The 16831-nt window shown below is 72.7% G+C and carries 14 protein-coding genes and 1 pseudogene; 8 read left to right on the top strand and 7 right to left on the bottom strand.

The window, feature by feature from the left end:
• The first annotated feature begins 194 nt into the window (after positions 1-194).
• Both AB0K12_RS40875 and AB0K12_RS40870 read left to right on the top strand, forming a co-directional pair.
• Entirely contained in the window at positions 195-1286 is a 1092-nt protein-coding gene (locus AB0K12_RS40875) for a LacI family DNA-binding transcriptional regulator (RefSeq protein WP_364573295.1), read from the top strand.
• Positions 1287-1296: 10 nt separating this feature from the next.
• A complete protein-coding gene (locus AB0K12_RS40870) occupies positions 1297-1917 on the top strand; it encodes a TetR/AcrR family transcriptional regulator (RefSeq protein ID WP_364573293.1) in 621 nt (206 codons plus the stop codon).
• Positions 1918-1978: 61 nt separating this feature from the next.
• Here the strand turns inward: AB0K12_RS40870 and AB0K12_RS40865 are convergent, their stop codons facing one another.
• The 3 genes and pseudogenes from AB0K12_RS40865 to AB0K12_RS40855 all read right to left on the bottom strand — a co-directional run bounded on the left by AB0K12_RS40865 (position 1979) and on the right by AB0K12_RS40855 (position 3650).
• On the bottom strand, positions 1979-2191 hold the full coding sequence (locus tag AB0K12_RS40865; protein WP_364573342.1) for a hypothetical protein: 213 nt from the start codon (positions 2189-2191) through the stop codon (positions 1979-1981).
• A gap of 14 nt (positions 2192-2205) precedes the next feature.
• A pseudogene (locus AB0K12_RS40860) lies at positions 2206-2325 on the bottom strand (hypothetical protein); the annotation flags it as partial.
• Between the two features lie 203 nt (positions 2326-2528).
• Entirely contained in the window at positions 2529-3650 is a 1122-nt protein-coding gene (locus AB0K12_RS40855; protein ID WP_364573291.1) for an NAD(P)/FAD-dependent oxidoreductase, read from the bottom strand.
• Positions 3651-3712: 62 nt separating this feature from the next.
• On the opposite strand from AB0K12_RS40855, the gene AB0K12_RS40850 reads away from it, so the two are divergent.
• Positions 3713-4159: a MarR family transcriptional regulator gene (locus AB0K12_RS40850; protein WP_364573289.1), complete on the top strand. Its 447-nt coding sequence runs from the start codon at positions 3713-3715 to the stop codon at positions 4157-4159.
• A gap of 204 nt (positions 4160-4363) precedes the next feature.
• Positions 4364-5809 carry an MFS transporter gene (locus AB0K12_RS40845; RefSeq protein WP_364573287.1) on the top strand — a complete coding sequence of 482 codons (1446 nt, stop codon included), beginning with the start codon at positions 4364-4366 and terminating at the stop codon, positions 5807-5809.
• Between the two features lie 6 nt (positions 5810-5815).
• Here the strand turns inward: AB0K12_RS40845 and AB0K12_RS40840 are convergent, their stop codons facing one another.
• From AB0K12_RS40840 to AB0K12_RS40830, 3 genes are read right to left on the bottom strand one after another with little or no spacing between them, the layout of a single operon-like run.
• Positions 5816-7066 (bottom strand): wax ester/triacylglycerol synthase domain-containing protein, encoded by a 1251-nt coding sequence (locus tag AB0K12_RS40840; RefSeq protein ID WP_364573285.1) that lies wholly within the window; start codon positions 7064-7066, stop codon positions 5816-5818.
• Positions 7063-8034 (bottom strand): NAD(P)-dependent oxidoreductase, encoded by a 972-nt coding sequence (locus AB0K12_RS40835; protein WP_364573283.1) that lies wholly within the window; start codon positions 8032-8034, stop codon positions 7063-7065. The genes AB0K12_RS40840 and AB0K12_RS40835 overlap by 4 nt, the downstream gene beginning before the upstream one ends.
• A complete protein-coding gene (locus tag AB0K12_RS40830) occupies positions 8031-9176 on the bottom strand; it encodes a hypothetical protein (RefSeq protein ID WP_364573281.1) in 1146 nt (381 codons plus the stop codon). Before AB0K12_RS40830 ends, AB0K12_RS40835 begins: the two co-directional genes overlap by 4 nt.
• Positions 9177-9255: 79 nt before the next feature.
• On the opposite strand from AB0K12_RS40830, the gene AB0K12_RS40825 reads away from it, so the two are divergent.
• The 3 genes from AB0K12_RS40825 (at position 9256) to AB0K12_RS40815 (ending at position 13717) form a co-directional block, all read left to right on the top strand.
• Positions 9256-10518 (top strand): cytochrome P450, encoded by a 1263-nt coding sequence (locus AB0K12_RS40825; RefSeq protein ID WP_364573279.1) that lies wholly within the window; start codon positions 9256-9258, stop codon positions 10516-10518.
• A gap of 36 nt (positions 10519-10554) precedes the next feature.
• Positions 10555-12447 carry an asparagine synthase (glutamine-hydrolyzing) gene (asnB, locus tag AB0K12_RS40820; RefSeq protein ID WP_364573277.1) on the top strand — a complete coding sequence of 631 codons (1893 nt, stop codon included), beginning with the start codon at positions 10555-10557 and terminating at the stop codon, positions 12445-12447.
• A 97-nt stretch (positions 12448-12544) separates the two neighbouring features.
• Positions 12545-13717 carry an FAD-dependent monooxygenase gene (locus AB0K12_RS40815; RefSeq protein ID WP_364573275.1) on the top strand — a complete coding sequence of 391 codons (1173 nt, stop codon included), beginning with the start codon at positions 12545-12547 and terminating at the stop codon, positions 13715-13717.
• 4 nt (positions 13718-13721) lie between these two features.
• Here the strand turns inward: AB0K12_RS40815 and AB0K12_RS40810 are convergent, their stop codons facing one another.
• Positions 13722-15161, bottom strand: a complete 1440-nt coding sequence (locus AB0K12_RS40810; RefSeq protein WP_364573336.1) for a helix-turn-helix domain-containing protein — start codon at positions 15159-15161, stop codon at positions 13722-13724.
• Between the two features lie 292 nt (positions 15162-15453).
• Between AB0K12_RS40810 and aceA the strand changes: the two genes are divergently transcribed.
• Positions 15454-16740: an isocitrate lyase gene (gene aceA / locus AB0K12_RS40805; protein ID WP_345402404.1), complete on the top strand. Its 1287-nt coding sequence runs from the start codon at positions 15454-15456 to the stop codon at positions 16738-16740.
• The last annotated feature ends 91 nt before the right edge of the window (positions 16741-16831 follow it).

Here is a 16831-nt window from a genome sequence, read left to right as displayed (position 1 = left end):
GTGATGAGCTGGATCGTCATGAGCGATGTTTACGTTAACTTCTGCTGCGGTATCGTGGCACCCGTCCCACCTGCGGTCAAGAGGCGGTTGCGCGTTGACACCGGCCGGGACCAGGCCGAAAGATTTCCCCGGCCCGTGACGGACGGCGACCGACGGGCCTACGGAAACAGGCGGCAGGCAGGAGCGGAACGGGCATGGATCTGGAGCGGCAGGCGCCGGATGGCGGCGCGCGGCCCACGGGGGGCGCGCAGCGCGGCGGTTCCGGCGTGCCGGGCGGGCGCCGCAGGCAGCGTGTCTCCATGGCCGACGTCGCGAGGCTCGCCGGTGTCTCCTCCCAGACCGTCTCCCGGGTCGCCAACGGTCACCCCGGCGTCATCGGCTCCACCCGTGAACAGGTGCTGGCCGCGATGCGCGAGCTGGGCTACCGGCCCAACAGCGCCGCCCGCGCCCTGCGCTACGGCCAGTTCAACACCATCGGCGTGATCCTGTTCAACCTCTCCACGATCGGCAACAGCCGTACGGTCGAGGCCATCGCCACCCACGCCGCCGCCGAGGGCTACGCCATCACGCTCATCCCCATCGACGTCCCGACCCAGGACAACGTGCTGGGCGCCTTCACCCGGATGGGCGAGCTGGCCGTGGACGCGGTCATCGTGATCATCGAGGTGCACCTGCTCGACGCCGGCACCGTGACGCTGCCGCCGGGCGTGCACGCGGTGGTCGTCGACTCCGACGCCGGCGACCGCTACAGCGTGGTGGACACCGACCAGGCCGAGGGCGCGCGCTCGGCCGTACGCCACCTGCTCGGCCTCGGTCACCGTACGGTGTGGCACGTCACCGGGCCGCAGACGTCGTTCGCCGCGCAGCGTCGCGCCCAGGCGTGGCGGCTGGCGCTGGAGGAGGCGGGCCGGCCGGTGCCGCCGCCGCTGCACGGCGACTGGTCGGCCGAGTCCGGGTACGCCGCCGGGCTCGAACTCGCCGGTGAGCCGGACTGCACGGCGGTGTTCGTCGCCAACGACCAGATGGCGCTGGGCGTGCTGCGGGCGCTGCACGAGCGGGGGCGGGCGGTGCCGGGCGACGTCAGCGTGGTCGGGTTCGACGACATCCCTGACTCGGCCTGCTTCGTCCCGCCGCTGACGACCGTGCACCAGGACTTCGCCGAGGTGGGGCGGCGGTGCGTGGAGCTGGTGCTGCGGCAGATCCGCGAGGGCGGCACCACTCCCTCGGGCACGGACCTGGTGCCGACCCGCCTGGTCGTCCGATCCAGCACGGCCCCGCCGCGCTAGACTCTGATCGATGCGATCACATCGGCGCACTCGGGGGCCTGGCGCCCATCACGAGCAGCGGCGGGCCGAGATCGCCGATGCCGTGCTCGCGATCGTCGCCGAGCGCGGTCTCGGCGCCGTCTCGCTGACCGAGGTGGCCGCGCAGGCCGGCATCTCCCCTGGACGGGTGCAGCATTACTTTCCCGCCAAGCGGCAGCTCATCGAGGCGGCGTTCGAGCGGGGCAACGCGCTGTCGGCCGCGCGCATCAGGGACAAGGCCGGGGCCGACCTCGGCGCCGCCGACCCCCGTCTCGTGCTCACGACCGTGCTGACCGAGCTGGTGCCGTACGACGCCGTCAGCGAGGCCCACATGCGGGTGCGGCAGTCGTTCCACGCCTTCGCCTTCGCCGAGGAGGCGATCGCGGCCCGGATGCGGGTCCTTTACGCCGAGTTCCACGGCCAGATGGCCGACCTGGTCCGCAGGGACCAGCAGGCCGGGCGCGTCGACGCCGGGCTCGATCCGCACGCGGCGGCGCTCTCCCTGGTGGCGCTGGCCGAGGGGCTGGCCGCGTACGTGCTGACCGGCGTCACCCCCGGCCAGGTCGCCCGCGACCGCGTCCTCGCTGCCGTCGCCTCCCTCTACACCGCCTGACCGGGGGCACTGCGGGGGGCACGGCCGGGGGCGGCTGTCTCGGCCGCCGGTGGATCGTCGATCAGCAGTAACGGGCGGGCGCGATGCGGTCCATCACGCCGCCGAACCTGCCCCGGTAGTTGGAGCTGTAGTCGCCCCGCGACGCCAGGCGCTTGGCCCGCCAGGTCCACTCGGTGTCGGCCGTGTCGACGAAGCAGGCTCCGCTCGTGGCGACGAACGAGCCCACGTTGTCGGCGTGCGTGCCGCCGATGACCTGTTGCCGTTGGCCTCCCACCAGGTGTAGACGGCACCCGTGTAGTTGGCGCCCGTCCACAGGCAGACGTGGGCGTGACAGGCAGGCGCGGCGGCCTGCGCGGTCGCGGCGGGCACCGCCAGGAGGCCGGCGGCGAGCGCGGGGGCGGCGATCATGCTGAGGACTCTCATGATGCTCCTTCTGTCGTTCTTGCTGGAACACCACGGGACGCTATACGCACAGTCATCAGTCGAACACACTTAGTAAGTGGCTTCTCACTGTCCGGCCCCTATTTCGACACATCCACCGCTCCTCTGTACTCGTGGGGCGAGGTGCGCGCTCTGCCCGGGCCGGCGGAAGGAGACGAACCGACGGTGGGTCAGCCGGTCGCGGTGGTGAGGCGGTTGCTGAAGCGGGCCAGCATCCGGGTCTGCACCGTCTCCGGGATCAGGCGGGCGAGCATGGGAGGGGTGCGCCAGTTCGCCGGGTTGCGCTTGGCGAGCCGGGAGACCAGGGAGATGTGCGGGTAGCGGGCCCGCTCGTACGCGCGCAGCCGCGCCGCCGGGTCGCCCTCGCCGGCCAGCGCGCGCCCGAGCACCCAGGCGTCCTCCAGGGTCTGGTTGGCGCCCTGGCCGAGGGTGGGCGGCATGGTGTGGGCGGCGTCGCCGGCCAGCGTGATCCGCCCCGCGCCCCACACGGCGGGCACCTTGTTCCAGTGGTGGCCGAAGAACTCCAGGTCCTCCTCCTCGGCGGCGGCCAGCACGTCGGAGACCGGCGAGCGCCAGTGCCCGAACCGCCGGCGCAGCTCGGCCAGGGGCGCGGCGGGCCGCGGGCCGGTGGGCGACCAGCGCACGTCGAACCACCACTGCAGCAGCCCCTCCCCCGCCGGCATGAGGCCGCACGCGCCCTCCGGCCCGCTGATCACGAGGTGCCTGGTGGTGTCGGTGATCTCGATGTCGATGGGGCTCAGCCCCTGCCAGGTCCCGAACGTGGCCGGCCGCACGGTCCCCTCACCCCACAGGTGCCGGCGTACGACGGAGTGGTGCCCGTCGGCGCCGACGAGCACGTCAGCGGTGGCGGTGGAGCCGTCGGCGAACGTGGCGGTGACGCCGTCCGCGTCCTGGCGCACGTCCCGGCAGGCCATGCCGTGGCGGACGACGCCGTCCGGCAGCCCGGCGGCCAGCCGGTCGAGCAGGTGGCGGCGCGGCACGGCCCTGGTCGGGAAGCCATAGCGGGCGGCGGCGTGGGCCAGGTCCATGGTGGTGCGCAGCCTGCCGGTCGAGGTGAGCGCGTCGATCCTGTCGATGCGGGCCCCGGCGTCGGCCAGGGAGATGCCGAGGTCGTCGAGTATGGCGTTGCCGTTGCTCCACACCAGGAGCGCCTTGCCGCCGGTGCGGCGTTCCGGCGCCTGCTCGTACACGCGGACGCGGTGCCCTGCGGCCAGTAACACGCGTGCGATGGCGAGCCCGCCGACTCCCCCACCGATGACGATGACGTTCATGATTTCTCCGATTCGATAAATCTTCACTTCGAAGATACATCGATGGGGAGTAGGGTGACGAAGTGGGTTCCGCGCAGCAGCCAGAGGACGTCTTCCGCGAGTTCGTGATCGCGATCCTGCTGCACAACGACGCGCTCGCCGACCGGCTCGGCCTGCAGCCCGCCGACGTGGCCGCGATCATGCTGCTGGAGACGCGCGGATCGCTGCCCGTGGGCACGATCACCGAGGAGCTGGGGCTGCCGTCCGCGTCGACGACCCGGCTCATCGACCGGCTGGAGAAGGGCGGCTACGCGCGGCGCGTGCGCGGCGAGCGCGACCGCCGCATGGTGACCGTGGAGCTGGTGCCCGAGGGCCTCGAGGTGTACGAGGCCGCGTGCACGTCCACCAGGAAACACCTCGAAGCGCTCGCGCTGCGTCATGGGATCGAGCGGATGCCGATGATGCTGGAGGTGTTCGCGATGGCCGGCTCCGCGTACCGGACGGCTCTTCGCGACCTCCGCGCCGGCTGACGTCTCGCGCCTTCCTGCGGGAGCGCGATGCCGAGGGGCACCGGCGGCGCGCGTCCCTGTATCACCCCTCCGGCCGCGGCCCTTTCCGCGGCCGGAGGGTGCTCGCCGTAGGGGTGGGCGGACGTTTCCGTCATGAGAGGCATGGTTAGAGTTGTGCCTTCGGGGCGACGCTCGGGCCCCGCCGCGGCGTACCACGGGGAGGACATGGCGGAGGTGTCTCGGGACGACCAGGCGGCGGCAGAGGGAAAGGCTCCCCTGCGAGTGGCCCTGATCGTGGCCATGGCGTGGTTCATGCAGAACCTCGACACCACGATCATCAACACCTCGCTCCCCCAGATGGCCGAGACGTTCGGCGTGGACGCGGTCAGCGTCAACATCGGCATCACCGCCTACGTCGTCGCCGGCGCCGCCTTCATCCCGCTGGGCGGCTGGCTGTCGGACCGGTACGGCGCCAAGCGCGTGTTCGCGATCGCGATCGTGGTGTTCGGCGTGGCCTCGATCGCCTGCGCGGCCTGCACGGCTTTATGGCAGTTCGTCCTCGCCCGCGTCGTGCAGGGTGCCGGTGGCGCGCTGATGGTGCCGGTCGGCCGCATCATCGTGCTCAAGAACGCCGGCAAGCAGGACCTGATGCGCGCCACCGCGCTGATCACCTGGCCGGCGCTGCTCGCCCCCGTCATCGCCCCGGTGCTCGGAGGCGCCCTGACCACCTGGTACGGCTGGGAGTGGATCTTCCTGCTGAACGCGCCGCTCGCTCTGGCCGGCACCGTCCTCGTGCTGGCGTACGTGCCGAGCGTGCGCGACAGCGAGCCCAAGCCGCTCGACCGCGTCGGCACCGTCCTCATCGTCGCGTCGCTGAGCCTGACCATCTACGGCCTGTCCGAGCTGGCGCAGCCCTCCCTCATCGGGCTGGACCTCACCCTGCTGGCCGTCGGGCTGCTCGTGGGCGCGGGGGCCGTGCGGTGGTTCCGGCGCGCCGCGTACCCGCTGGTCGGGCTGGGGCCGCTGCGGGTGCCCACGTTCGCGGCGGCGAGCCTGCACGCGGGCAACCTGATCCGGCTGGCGATCAGCGCGACCCCGTTCCTGCTGCCGCTCATGCTCCAGGAGGCGTGGGGGCTGACGCCGCTGGAGGCCGGGCAGCTCGTGCTCGTGTACTTCCTCGGCAACCTCGTCATCAAGGTGATCACGACGCCGCTGATGCGGTGGCTGGGCTTCCGTACGGTGCTGGTGTGCAACGGGATCGGGGTGGGGCTGTCGATCGCGGCGTTCGGGCTGCTGGACGCGCGCACCGGGTTCGTCGTGGGGGCCGCGGTGGCGTTCGTGGCGGGGGCCACCCGGTCGATCGAGTTCACCGGGATCAACACGCTGTCGTTCGCCGACATCGGCTCCGCCGACCGGGCCTCGGCCTCGACGCTGTTCAGCATGACGCAGCAGATCTCGGTGGCTCTCGGAGTGGCGGTCGCGGCGATCGTCCTCCAGGTCGCCCACGGTCCCGCCGCCACGCCCCTCACGCAGAGCGACTTCTCTCTGGCCTTCTACGTCAGCGGCGCGATCGCGCTGGCCGGCGCCCTGCTGATGCTGCTCCTGCGCCCCGACGCCGGCCACGAGGTGACCGGCCACCGTCCCAGGCGCGACGCCCGTACCACCGCCTGACCGCTGTCACCGGTGGCCTTTCCCGACGTCGGCGTGCAGTTCGGTCAGGGCGTGGGTGACCAGGGCGAGGACCTCGCCGGGGCCGTCGACGGAGGCGTCGAACACGCCGCACACCGACGCGGCGCCCCTGCCGTACAGGAGGGTGATCATGGCGGAGACGCCGGGGGCCAGCGGCGGGCACAGGAAGAGCTCGCGGGCGGCGGGGAACTCGCCGGTGATGCGGATGGTGCCGACGTCGAGCCGGCGCGGCGCGCCGCGCGCCACCAGCGGCATGGCGGTGCCGAACGCCGTCCTGGACACGGCGGCGGGCAGCCGGTAGAGGGCCCGGATGCGGCGGCGCTGCCGGCTGATCAGAGCGAGCGTGGTCTGGTCGGCGATCGCGCGCAGCCGTGCGTGCGGTGCCGGCTCGCCGCACGGCAGCGTGACCGGGAAGACGCCGACGTGGTTGCCCAGCGCCGCGTGGTTGCGCGGTCCCCGTACGCTGACCGGCAGGTTCACCGTGATCCCCGGTCGCGAGCGCCACACCTGCGGGCGCCACGATCGCAGGGCGCCGGCGAGCAGCGCCAGCATGACCTGGGTGACGGTCGTGCCGGTGCGCTGGACGACCTCGCGCAGCGCCCCGGCCTCCAGCGGCACGGTCAGCAGGCGCGGGCCCTGGCCGCCGGGCGGCTTCGACGGGTGCCAGCGTGGCAGCGGTGCGGCCAGTCTGGCGAGGTCGGCGAGCGTCCCGCGGATCGCGGGCGCGTCCCTGGCGGGCGGCTCGGGCGCCGGATGCGGCAGGCGCTCGTCGCCGGTCAGCGCCCTGATGCCGCTGAGCAGGCCCAGGGCGTCCTGGAAGGCGTGGTGCACGCGGTGCACCAGGACGTGCTCGCCCGGCGTGTGGCCGTGCAGCACCAGCAGGTCCCACAGCGGGCGGTGGCGGGGCAGCGGGCGTTCGGCGATGAGGTCGAGGGCCGCCTGGGCGACGTCCTGCCCCGGTCTCAGGCGGTGGTGGGTGACGTGGCGGGCCGGGTCGAAGCCCGGATCGGGCGCCCATGCGGCGTGCCGCCCCGCGCCGGTCAGGCGGTACCGCAGGACGGGCGCCCGTCCTGCGGTGGCGGCGATCTGCTCGTGCAGGTCCGGCGGCGCGGGCGGGCCGCCGGGCAGGTGGGCGGCGACGGCCATGTGCATGCGGGAGTCGGCCGTCGCCGCCCGCGCCAGGCTCAGCACGTAGTGGTCGCCCAAGGTCAGCGGTACAGCGGGAAGAAGGGAGGTCACGGCAGGTCGGATCCTTCGGAGGCGAGTGCCGCTTTCAGGCCGTCGGCGAGGGTGAGGGACGGGATGAAGCCCAGGTCGCGGGCGGCGGCGTCGTAGGTGCAGGTCCAGTCGGAGTGGCGCATTTCGCGTACCTTGTCGCGGTTGAGGGCGGGCACCGTGTGGCGGGTGCGGCCCAGCAGCTCGGCCAGCGTGGCGATGGCGGCCATGACGGGGAGGGGGATCGGCAGGACGGCCGGGGTGCGGCGGCCGAGCGCGGCGGCGATGGCGGCGCAGATGCCGGGCCAGTGGTGGGCGACGCCGTCGCTGAGCGGGTAGACGCCGGCCGATGGGTCGTCGTGGCGTACGGTGGCGCCGCGTTCTGTGGCGGCGAGGAGCGCGGCGCACAGGTCGGCCACGTGGATCATGCTGTAGCGGCCCGCGGCACGGCCCGGCCGAGGCACCAGGCCGAGCCTGACCAGCGGGAGCAGGGCGGGCAGCAGGGCGGGCTCGCCGGGGCCGTGCACGATGCCGGGGCGCAGGACGACCGACGGCACGCGGTGGGCGTGCGCGCGGATCGCGTCCTCGGCGGCGCGCTTGCTCGCACCGTACGCCGACACCGGCCCCCTGCCTCCTGGACCGGCGGCGGCCAGCGACGAGCAGTGCACCAGCCGGGGCGGTACGCGCCGCGCCGCCAGCGCCTCGACGAGCCGGGCGGTGCCGTCGTGGTTGACCGCCCACAGCTCGGCCGCGCTCCTGGCCTTGACGGCGGCGGCCAGATGGACGGCCACGGCGGCGTCGCGTACCGCCTCCTCGACGCCCCGCCCGGTGACCAGGTCGCCTTCCACCACGTGCACGCCCAGCGCGCGCAGCGCGGCGGCCCTCGCGGACGGCCGGGCCAGCGCGGTGACCGCGTGCCCCCGGGCGAGCGCCGCTTTGACCAGGTGACCGCCCACGAAACCGGTAGCGCCGGTGACGAGTACGCGCCTCACAGCTCGCGCCGGTAGATGCGGTACGTCTTCGTGCGCACGCAGCCGTCGGCCGCCAGGTAGCGGTTGACCGCGTCGTTGTCCTCCAGGGTCCAGCTCAGCTCGCAGTCGACGGGCCCGCGGGCGCGGATCGCGTCGTACGCGGCGGCGTACAGGACGGCTTCGACGCCCTGGCCGCGCAGGCGTTCCACGACGCCGAACAGCACCGCGCGGGTGCGGCGGACGTGGCGGGCGGCGCGCGCCAGCCGGAGCAGGCCGATCGGCAGGCCCCACGTGGTGAGCCGGCCGCGGGCGGCGGGCAGGGCCTCGTTGAGGTCGGGCAGCACCAGGGCGACGCCCACCGGCTCGCCGCCGGCCTCGGCGAGCTGGATGAGGCGGGGGTCGATGACGGAGCGCAGGCGCCGCGCGGTGGCGGCGAACTCGGCGTCGGTCATCGGGGTGAAGCCCCAGTTGTGGCGCCAGACGTCGTTGTAGACGTGTTTGACCCGGTCGATGTCGGCGGCGAAGCGGCGGCCGTCGAGGGGGCGTACGGTCAGGCCGTGCCGCCGCCGCGCCCGCTCGGCGACCCGGGCGAGCCGCTCGCCGAGCCGGTGGGGGCCGCGCCGCCACGCCCACAGGTCCTTCGCCTTGCGCAGCCCGCACCCTTCGAGCAGGTCGCGGTAGTAGGGCGGGTTGTACGGCATCATCACGGCCGGCTGCTCGTCGAAGCCGTCGACGAGCAGCCCGCACTCGTCGTTCATGGTGAAGTTGACCGGCCCGGCGAGGCTCGTCAGACCCCGCTCGCGCGCCCACCGGGCGGCGGCGCCGAGCAGCGCGGCGGCGACGGCGGGATCGTCGGCGCAGGCGAACTGCCCGAAGAAGCCGTCGCGGCCGCCGTGGGCGGCGTTGTGCCGCGGGTTGTGCACGGCGGCGACGCGGCCGGCCACCCGCCCGCCGGCGGTGACGGTGAACAGCTCGGCGTCGCCGTAGGCGAAGAACGGGTTGCGGCGCCGGTCGAGCAGCCACCGGCACTCGCCGCGCAGCGGCGGCACGAAGTGCGGGTCGTCGCCGTGCAGCAGGTAGGGCAGCTCCACGAACGCCCGCAGCCCGCGCCGGTCGCGTACCGGCCGGGCGGTCGCGCCGGCCGCGGGAGTATCCGGAATCACACTGCGGGTATGTCGCATGACGGTAAGTTACTCTCTCGTGACGGTCTGCCGCAGGAGCCCCCGGTTCTGGGAAACCTTCTTGGGCAGCGGCGTGCTGCCCGCCGCGCTGCTGACCGGCGACGGCGTGGTCGAGCGCAGGCTGCGCCGTACGGGCGGCATGTTCGGCCTGTGGTTCCCCGGCATCGGCCGGGCGGTGCTGGTGTCGGATCCCGCGCTGGTCAGGGCCGTGATGCGGGCGCCCGCCGGCGTGGTGGCGGCGGGCCCGGCGAACCGGGTGCAGGAGCCGGTCATCGGGCCGAGCGGGCTGGCCAGGCTGGAGGGGGCCGAGCATCGCGAGATCCGTACGCTCATGGCGCCGTCGGTCCGCGACCGGGTGCCCGAGCGGCTGCGCGCGGCCACGGAGCGGCTCGCGCTGCGGGCGGCGGCCCGGTGTCCTGCCGGCGTGCCGTTCCCGCTGCGGCCCCTGCTGCACGGGGCGCTGATGGAGGCGGTCCTGGAGCTCACCATGGGTCTCTCGCCTGAGCGGCAGCGGGCCTGGCGGGTGCCGCTGCGCGAGCTGTTCAGGCGGGCCGACTCCTACGAGATCACCGTCCGCTACGCGCTGCGGCACGCGGGGGCGCTGGACTGGTGGCCGGCGTACCAGCGGGCGAAGGACGCCTGCGACCGGCTGATCCACGGCGAGATCGACCGGCGGCTCGGGGCCGGCGACGAGGGCGACGACCTGCTCGGGGCGCTGCTGCGGGCGCGCGACGACGACGATGCGCCGCTGCCCCGCGCGGTGGTGCGTGACCAGGTGATGAGCATGATCGCGGGGGCGCGTACGACCACGGCCAACGGTCTGGCCTGGGTGTTCGAGCGGGTGGTGCGCCATCCCGAGGTGCTGCGGCGGGTGACCGGCGAGAGCGAGCTGGGCGAGGGCGACGCGTACGCGAGCGCGGTGACGTACGAGGCGCTGCGGGTGCGCCCGCCGGTGGCGTTCTTCGGCCGGGTGGTCAGGCGGCCGTTCGAGCTGGGCGGCAGGCTGCTGCCGCCGGGCACCACGATCATCGTGCACCTGCGGACGCTGCACCACGACCCGGCCCTCTATCCCGACGCGGCCACGTTCCGCCCCGAACGCTGGCTCGACGGCCGGCCGGCGGGTTATGGGTGGATGCCGTTCGGCGGCGGCGCGCACACCTGTCTGGGCGATCGCCTGGCGATGGTGCAGATGCGCACGTTCCTGCAGGTCTTCACCCGCGAGCTGGCGCTGTCACCGGCCTGGCCAGGCGACGAGCCGGTCAGGTGGAAGGCGGTCTCGAACTCGCCCGGCGCGGGCTGCCGGGTGATCGCCCGCCCGCGTTGACCAAGTTTGTACGGGTTTTGCCCAACGCTCTACCCGATGGCGGGCACACCTCCGATCCTGGGACGACGGGAGATCGACGTGTGTGGCATAGCCGGCTGGGTGGACTTCGAGCGTGACCTGCGGCAGGAGCGGCGGACCGCGCAGGAGATGACCGGCACGATGGCCTGCCGGGGGCCCGACGACGAAGGGCTGTGGCTGGCCCCGCACGCCGCCATCGGGCACCGCAGGCTCGCCATCATCGACCTGGCCGGCGGGCGGCAGCCGATGGTGGCCCGGGAAGAGGGCCGGGAGGAGGGCCGGGAGGCGGCGGTCCTGACGTACAGCGGGGAGATCTACAACTTCGAGGAGCTGCGCGCCGAGCTGGAGGGACACGGGCACGCCTTCCGCACCCGCAGCGACACCGAGGTCCTGCTGCGCTCCTACCTGCAGTGGGGCGAGGACCTGGCCGAGCACCTCAACGGCATGTACGCCTTCGCCGTCTGGGACCCGCGCGCCGAACGGCTGCTCATGGTGCGCGACCGCATGGGCATCAAGCCGCTCTACTACTACCCGACCGCGCACGGCGTGCTGTTCGGCTCGGAGCCGAAGGCGATCCTGGCCAACCCGCTGGCCAGGCGCGTGCTGGAGATGGACGGGCTGCGCGAGCTGCTGGCGTTCGTCAAGACGCCTGAGCACGGCATCCTGTCCGGCCTGTACGAGGTGCGCCCCGGCCAGGTCGTCCGGGTCTCCAGGGACGGCATCGTCAAGCGCCGCTACTGGCGGCTCGCTTCCCGCGAGCACCCCGACGACGTGGGCTCGACCGTCAAGACCGTCCGCGAGCTGCTCGACGACATCGTCACCCGGCAGCTCATCAGCGACGTGCCGCTGTGCACGCTGCTGTCGGGCGGCCTCGACTCCAGCATGGTCACCGCGCTGGCCGCCAAGCTGCTGCGCGAGCAGGGTCTCGGCACCGTGCGCTCGTTCTCGGTGGACTTCACCGGCTACAGCGAGAACTTCAAGCCCGACCTCACCCGCTCCACCCCCGACACGCCGTACGTGCACGAGCTGGCCCGCCACGCGGGCGCGGACCACAGCGACATCGTGCTCGACTCGGGCGCGCTGATGGACCCGGCGGTGCGGTGGGCGGTGCTGCGGGCGCGCGACCTGCCGATGGGCGTCGGCGACATGGACACGTCGCTGTACCTGCTGTTCAAGGCCATCAGGGGACACTCGACGGTGGCGCTGTCGGGCGAGTCGGCCGATGAGGTGTTCGGCGGCTACCGGTGGTTCCACGACCCGGAGTCGGTGGCGGCCGAAACGTTCCCGTGGCTGGCCAGCCCGGCCACCGCCGCGCACGCCGGGGCCGAGCGGCTGTTCCACGACGACCTGCTGCGCCTGCTCGACCTGCCCGGCTACCGCGCCGAGCGCTACCGGCAGGCGCTGGAAGAGGTGCCGCGGCTGCCGGGCGAGAGCGGGCACGAGCGGCGCATGCGCGAGATCAGCTACCTGCACCTGACCCGGTTCGTGCAGATCCTGCTCGACAGGAAGGACCGGATGAGCATGGCCGTGGGGCTGGAGGTGCGCGTCCCGTTCTGCGACCACCGCCTGGTCGAGTACGTCTTCAACGCGCCGTGGGCGATCAAGACGTTCGACGGGCGGGAGAAGAGCCTGCTGCGGGCGGCCTCGGCCGACCTGCTGCCGGACAGCATCCTGCAGCGGATCAAGAGCCCCTACCCGGCCACCCAGGATCCCTCGTACGACGAGGCGCTGCGCGAACGGGCCCGCGAGCTGCTGGAGCTCAAAAGCTCGCCCGCAGGGCGGCTGGTCGACTGGGCGAAGGCCCGCGCGACCGTCGACGAACCGGCCTCGCCGGGGAGCAGGGCGGCGCTGGAGCGGTTCGTCCAGCTCCACTACTGGCTGGACCGCTACGGGGTCGACCTGGTCCTCTGAACGAACCGTCGTGAGCCCGCCTCCACGGGCGGGACGCGCCCACCTGTTACCCTCTGGAATGGATTGATGGCATTGCGTCACATCAGGGGGTTCGGGGATGAAGGTCGCGTGCGTCGGTGGTGGTCCCGCCGGTCTCTACTTCGCGCTGCTGCTGAAGCGCACCGACCCGGCGCACGAGGTCACCGTCTACGAGCGCTATCCGGAGGGCTCGACGTACGGGTGGGGCGTGACGTACTGGGACGAGCTGTACGCCAAGCTGCGCGCCATCGACCCGGAGTCCGCGCGGGCGATCCGTGACGGCTCGGTGCGCTGGAAGTCGTGGGTGGCGCGGGTCGGCGAGCATCCGCCCGCCCGCGTCGGCCACTGGGACGGCGGCTTCGGCATCGGCCGCAACCTGCTGCTCGGCATCCTCGCCGACCGGGCCCGCTCGCTCGGCGTGCGGATCGAGTACGGGCGGGAGATCACCGGCGAGGAGGAGCTGTCCGACGCCGACCTGATCGTGGCCTGCGACGGCGTCCACAGCGCGCTGCGCGAGCGGCATTCCGGCCATTTCGGCACCGCCGTCGCGCTCGGCCGCAACGCCTACCTGTGGCTGGGCACGACCAAGGTGTTCGGGCCGTTCACGTTCTCCTTCGCCGAAACCCCGCACGGCTGGATCTGGTGCTACGGCTACGGCTACGACGCCGGCCACAGCACCTGCGTCATCGAGTGCTCGCCCGAGACGTGGGAGGGGCTCGGCCTCGACCGGGCGGCCGACGCCGAGGGCCTGGCGCTGCTGGAGAAGCTGTTCGCCGACATCCTCGACGGCCATCCGCTGATCGGCCGCGACGACGCCGGTGAGCGGGCCCGCTGGCTGAACTTCCGTACGGTGACCAACGAGCGCTGGCACCACGGCAACCTCGTGCTCATGGGCGACGCCGCGCACACCACCCACTACTCCATCGGCGCGGGCACCGCGCTCGCCCTCGGCGACGCCGCCCACCTGGTGCACTCGCTCACCACCGAGAAGGACCTCGCCGCGGCGCTGGCCGGCTACGAGCGGGGCCGGCAGGCGACGATCCGGCGCGCCCAGAAGGCGGCGCGCTACAGCGCCCGCTGGTACGAGAACCTGCCGCGCTACGCGAAGCTGCCCCCCGAGCAGCTGCTCACCCTGCTCGGCCGGCGGCACTCGACCGTGCTCCCGCACGTGCCGCCGGGCCTGTACTACCGCTGCGACCAGGTGCTCGACCGGGCGGCGACGTGGTGGTCGCGGGTCAGGGGCCGGGCCTGAAGCCTCAGCTGCCCGCCGCGCGCCGCTCCAGGAACGTGTAGACGTCGGCCTCGTCCACGCCGGGGAACGACCCGGGCGGCAGCGCGGCCAGCACGTGGCTGTTGGCGCGGGCCGACGGCCAGGCGTAGCCCTCCCAGCGCTCGGCCAGCTCGGCGGGCGGGCGGCGGCAGCAGTCGCCGTTGGGGCAGTTGGAGCGGGTGCGGTTGGTCGTCTCACGCCCGCGGAACCAGCGCGACTCCTTGTACGGCACCCCGAGCGTGATCGCGAAGTCCCGCTCGCGCGACGGATCGACGTGCGCCACGCAGAAGTAGGTGCCGGTGGGCGAGTCGGAGTATTGGTAGTAGACGGAGAACCGGTCGGGCGAGGCGAACACCTGCCGCCCCGACCACTGCAGGCACATCCGCTGCCCCTCGATGGCACCCTGCTCGTCGGCGGGGAAGACGATGCCGTCGTTCTCGTACGCCTTGTAGATGGTGCCGCCCGCGTCGTTGCGCACGAAGTGGCAGACCAGGCCGAGGTGGTGGGTGGCGAGGTTGGTGAAGCGGTGGGCGGCCATCTCGTACGACACGGCGAAGACGTCGCGCAGGTCCTCCACCGACAGCGCCCGGTCGGACTTGGCCTCCTGGAGGTAGAGCGCGGCGGCCTTCTCCGGCACCAGGACGGCGGCGGCGAAGTAGTTGGCCTCGGTGCGCTGGCGCAGGAAGTCGGCGAAGTCGCGCGGCTTGTCGTGGCCGAGCGCGAGGTGGCCGAGCGTCTGGAGCAGGATCGTGCGCGGGGTGTGCATGCCGAGCTGCTCGTGCTTGACGTAGATGCGGCGGTGGCGCAGGTCGGTGATGGAACGCACCGATCGCGGCAGGTCCTGGGCGGTGTGCACGGTGTAGCCGAAGTGCGTGACCACGCTCTGGATCATGCTCTGCGACAGCGCGCCGGTACGGTAGCCGACCGCGTCGAGCGCCTCCGCGGCGGCCTTCTCGATCTCGGGGAAGTAGTTGCCCACCTCGCGCTGGCGGCGGCGCAGCTCGGCGTTGGCGACCCTGGCCTCCTCGGGCGTCGCGGTGCCCCTGGCCTGGCGGGCGCGTAGCTCGCCGTACAGGCCGAGTATGTGTTCGAGCACGTCGTTGGGCACGCGGGCGGAGACCTTGAGCCGGGGCAGGCCGAGGCCGGCGTAGACGGGGTCGCGCTGGGCCTCCTCCAGGGCGATCTCCAGCTGGGCGCGGCGGTTGGGCGGCTGGCGGCGCAGCAGCTCTTCGACGGGCACGCCGAGCGCGGTCGCGAGCGACTTGAGCAGGGAGAGCTTGGGCTCGCGCTTGCCGTTCTCGAGCAGGGAGAGCTGGCTCGGCGCCCGGCCGACGCGCGAGCCGAGGTCGGACAGCGTGAGCCCGCGCTGTTTCCGCAGGTGGCGCAGGCGCTGGCCGAACGCGATCAGATCGAGCTCCTGCGTCAAAGACAGCGGTTCTTCGCTCAGCACGGGCGCCATAGTGGGATCTTAGACAGAATTTCCGGTCATTTTCTAGCCTCAACGCGATGCCGATTCGGGTTCGGGCGCCGCCCCGATGCGCCCGGCGGATTGGTCTAGGCCAAAGGTAAAAGTTGCGAATTCTTCACTGCTGAATACGCGCGAGCAATGCATAAAGACGGAAGAATCGCGATTCTTCTCGGTGGTTTGCCCTATTTGACGGTGCTTGCGAGGGCAGAGACTCGGCGTGAGCCCCAGGGGACGACCGAAGGAGTGAACGGTGAACGATCGCCTCAAGGGAGCTGCTGAGCAGCTGCGGGACGAATGGGAGAACGACCCTCGCTGGGCCGGCATCGAACGCACCTACAGCGCCGATGACGTGATCAGGTTGCGGGGCAGCGTCCAGGAGGAGCACACGCTGGCCCGGCTCGGCGCCGAGCGGCTGTGGAGCCTCCTGCACACCGAGGACTACGTCAACAGCCTCGGCGCGCTGACCGGCAACCAGGCGGTGCAGCAGGTGCGGGCCGGGCTGAAGGCCATCTACCTGTCCGGCTGGCAGGTGGCCGCCGACGCGAACCTGAGCGGGCAGACCTACCCCGACCAGAGCCTGTACCCGGCCGACTCCGTGCCGTCCGTCGTGCGCCGCATCAACAACGCGCTGCTGCGCGCCGACCAGATCACCTGGTCCGAGGGCGTGGACGACGCGCCCCACTGGCTCGCGCCCATCGTGGCCGACGCCGAGGCCGGCTTCGGCGGCGTGCTCAACGCGTTCGAGCTGATGAAGGCGATGATCGCGGCCGGCGCCGCCGGCGTGCACTGGGAGGACCAGCTCGCCTCCGAGAAGAAGTGCGGCCACCTCGGCGGCAAGGTGCTCATCCCGACCGGCCAGCACATCAAGACGCTCAACGCCGCCCGGCTCGCCGCCGACGTGGCGGGCGTGCCCACCCTGGTCATCGCGCGGACCGACGCTCAGGCCGCGACCCTGCTGACCAGCGACGTGGACCCGCGCGACCAGGCGTTCGTCACCGGCGAGCGCACCGCCGAGGGCTTCTACCGGGTCAGGAACGGGCTGGAGGCGTGCGTGGCGCGCGGCCTGGCGTACGCGCCGTACTCCGACCTGCTCTGGATGGAGACCGGCACGCCCGACCTCGACGTGGCCCGCGCCTTCGCCGAGGCGATCAAGGCCGAGTACCCCGACCAGATGCTCGCCTACAACTGCTCGCCGTCGTTCAACTGGAAGGCGCACCTGGACGACTCCACCATCGCCAAGTTCCAGCGCGAACTGGGGCACATGGGGTACAAGTTCCAGTTCATCACGCTGGCCGGGTTCCACGCGCTGAACTACGGCATGTTCGACCTGGCCCAGGGATACGCGACCGACGGCATGAGCGCCTACGTCGAGCTGCAGGAGGCCGAGTTCGCCGCCGAGGCGCGCGGCTACACCGCCACCCGGCACCAGCGCGAGGTCGGCACCGGCTACTTCGACCTGGTCAGCACCGCCGTGGCGCCCGACTCCTCGACGACGGCGCTCAAGGGGTCGACGGAAGAGGAGCAGTTCGCCCGCTGACCCCGCACAGGCTCGCCGGCACACGTCCTAGGGCATGGGACGGTTCCCCGGCGACCGGGCCGCGCCGATGGTGGGGGCCCCACCACCGGCG

It is taken from the genome of Nonomuraea sp. NPDC049419 (assembly GCF_040676995.1).
Taxonomy (GTDB): domain Bacteria; phylum Actinomycetota; class Actinomycetes; order Streptosporangiales; family Streptosporangiaceae; genus Nonomuraea; species Nonomuraea salmonea.
The sequence above is the reverse complement of the archived record's forward strand: the minus strand, read 5'-3'. Positions and strand labels throughout refer to the sequence as shown.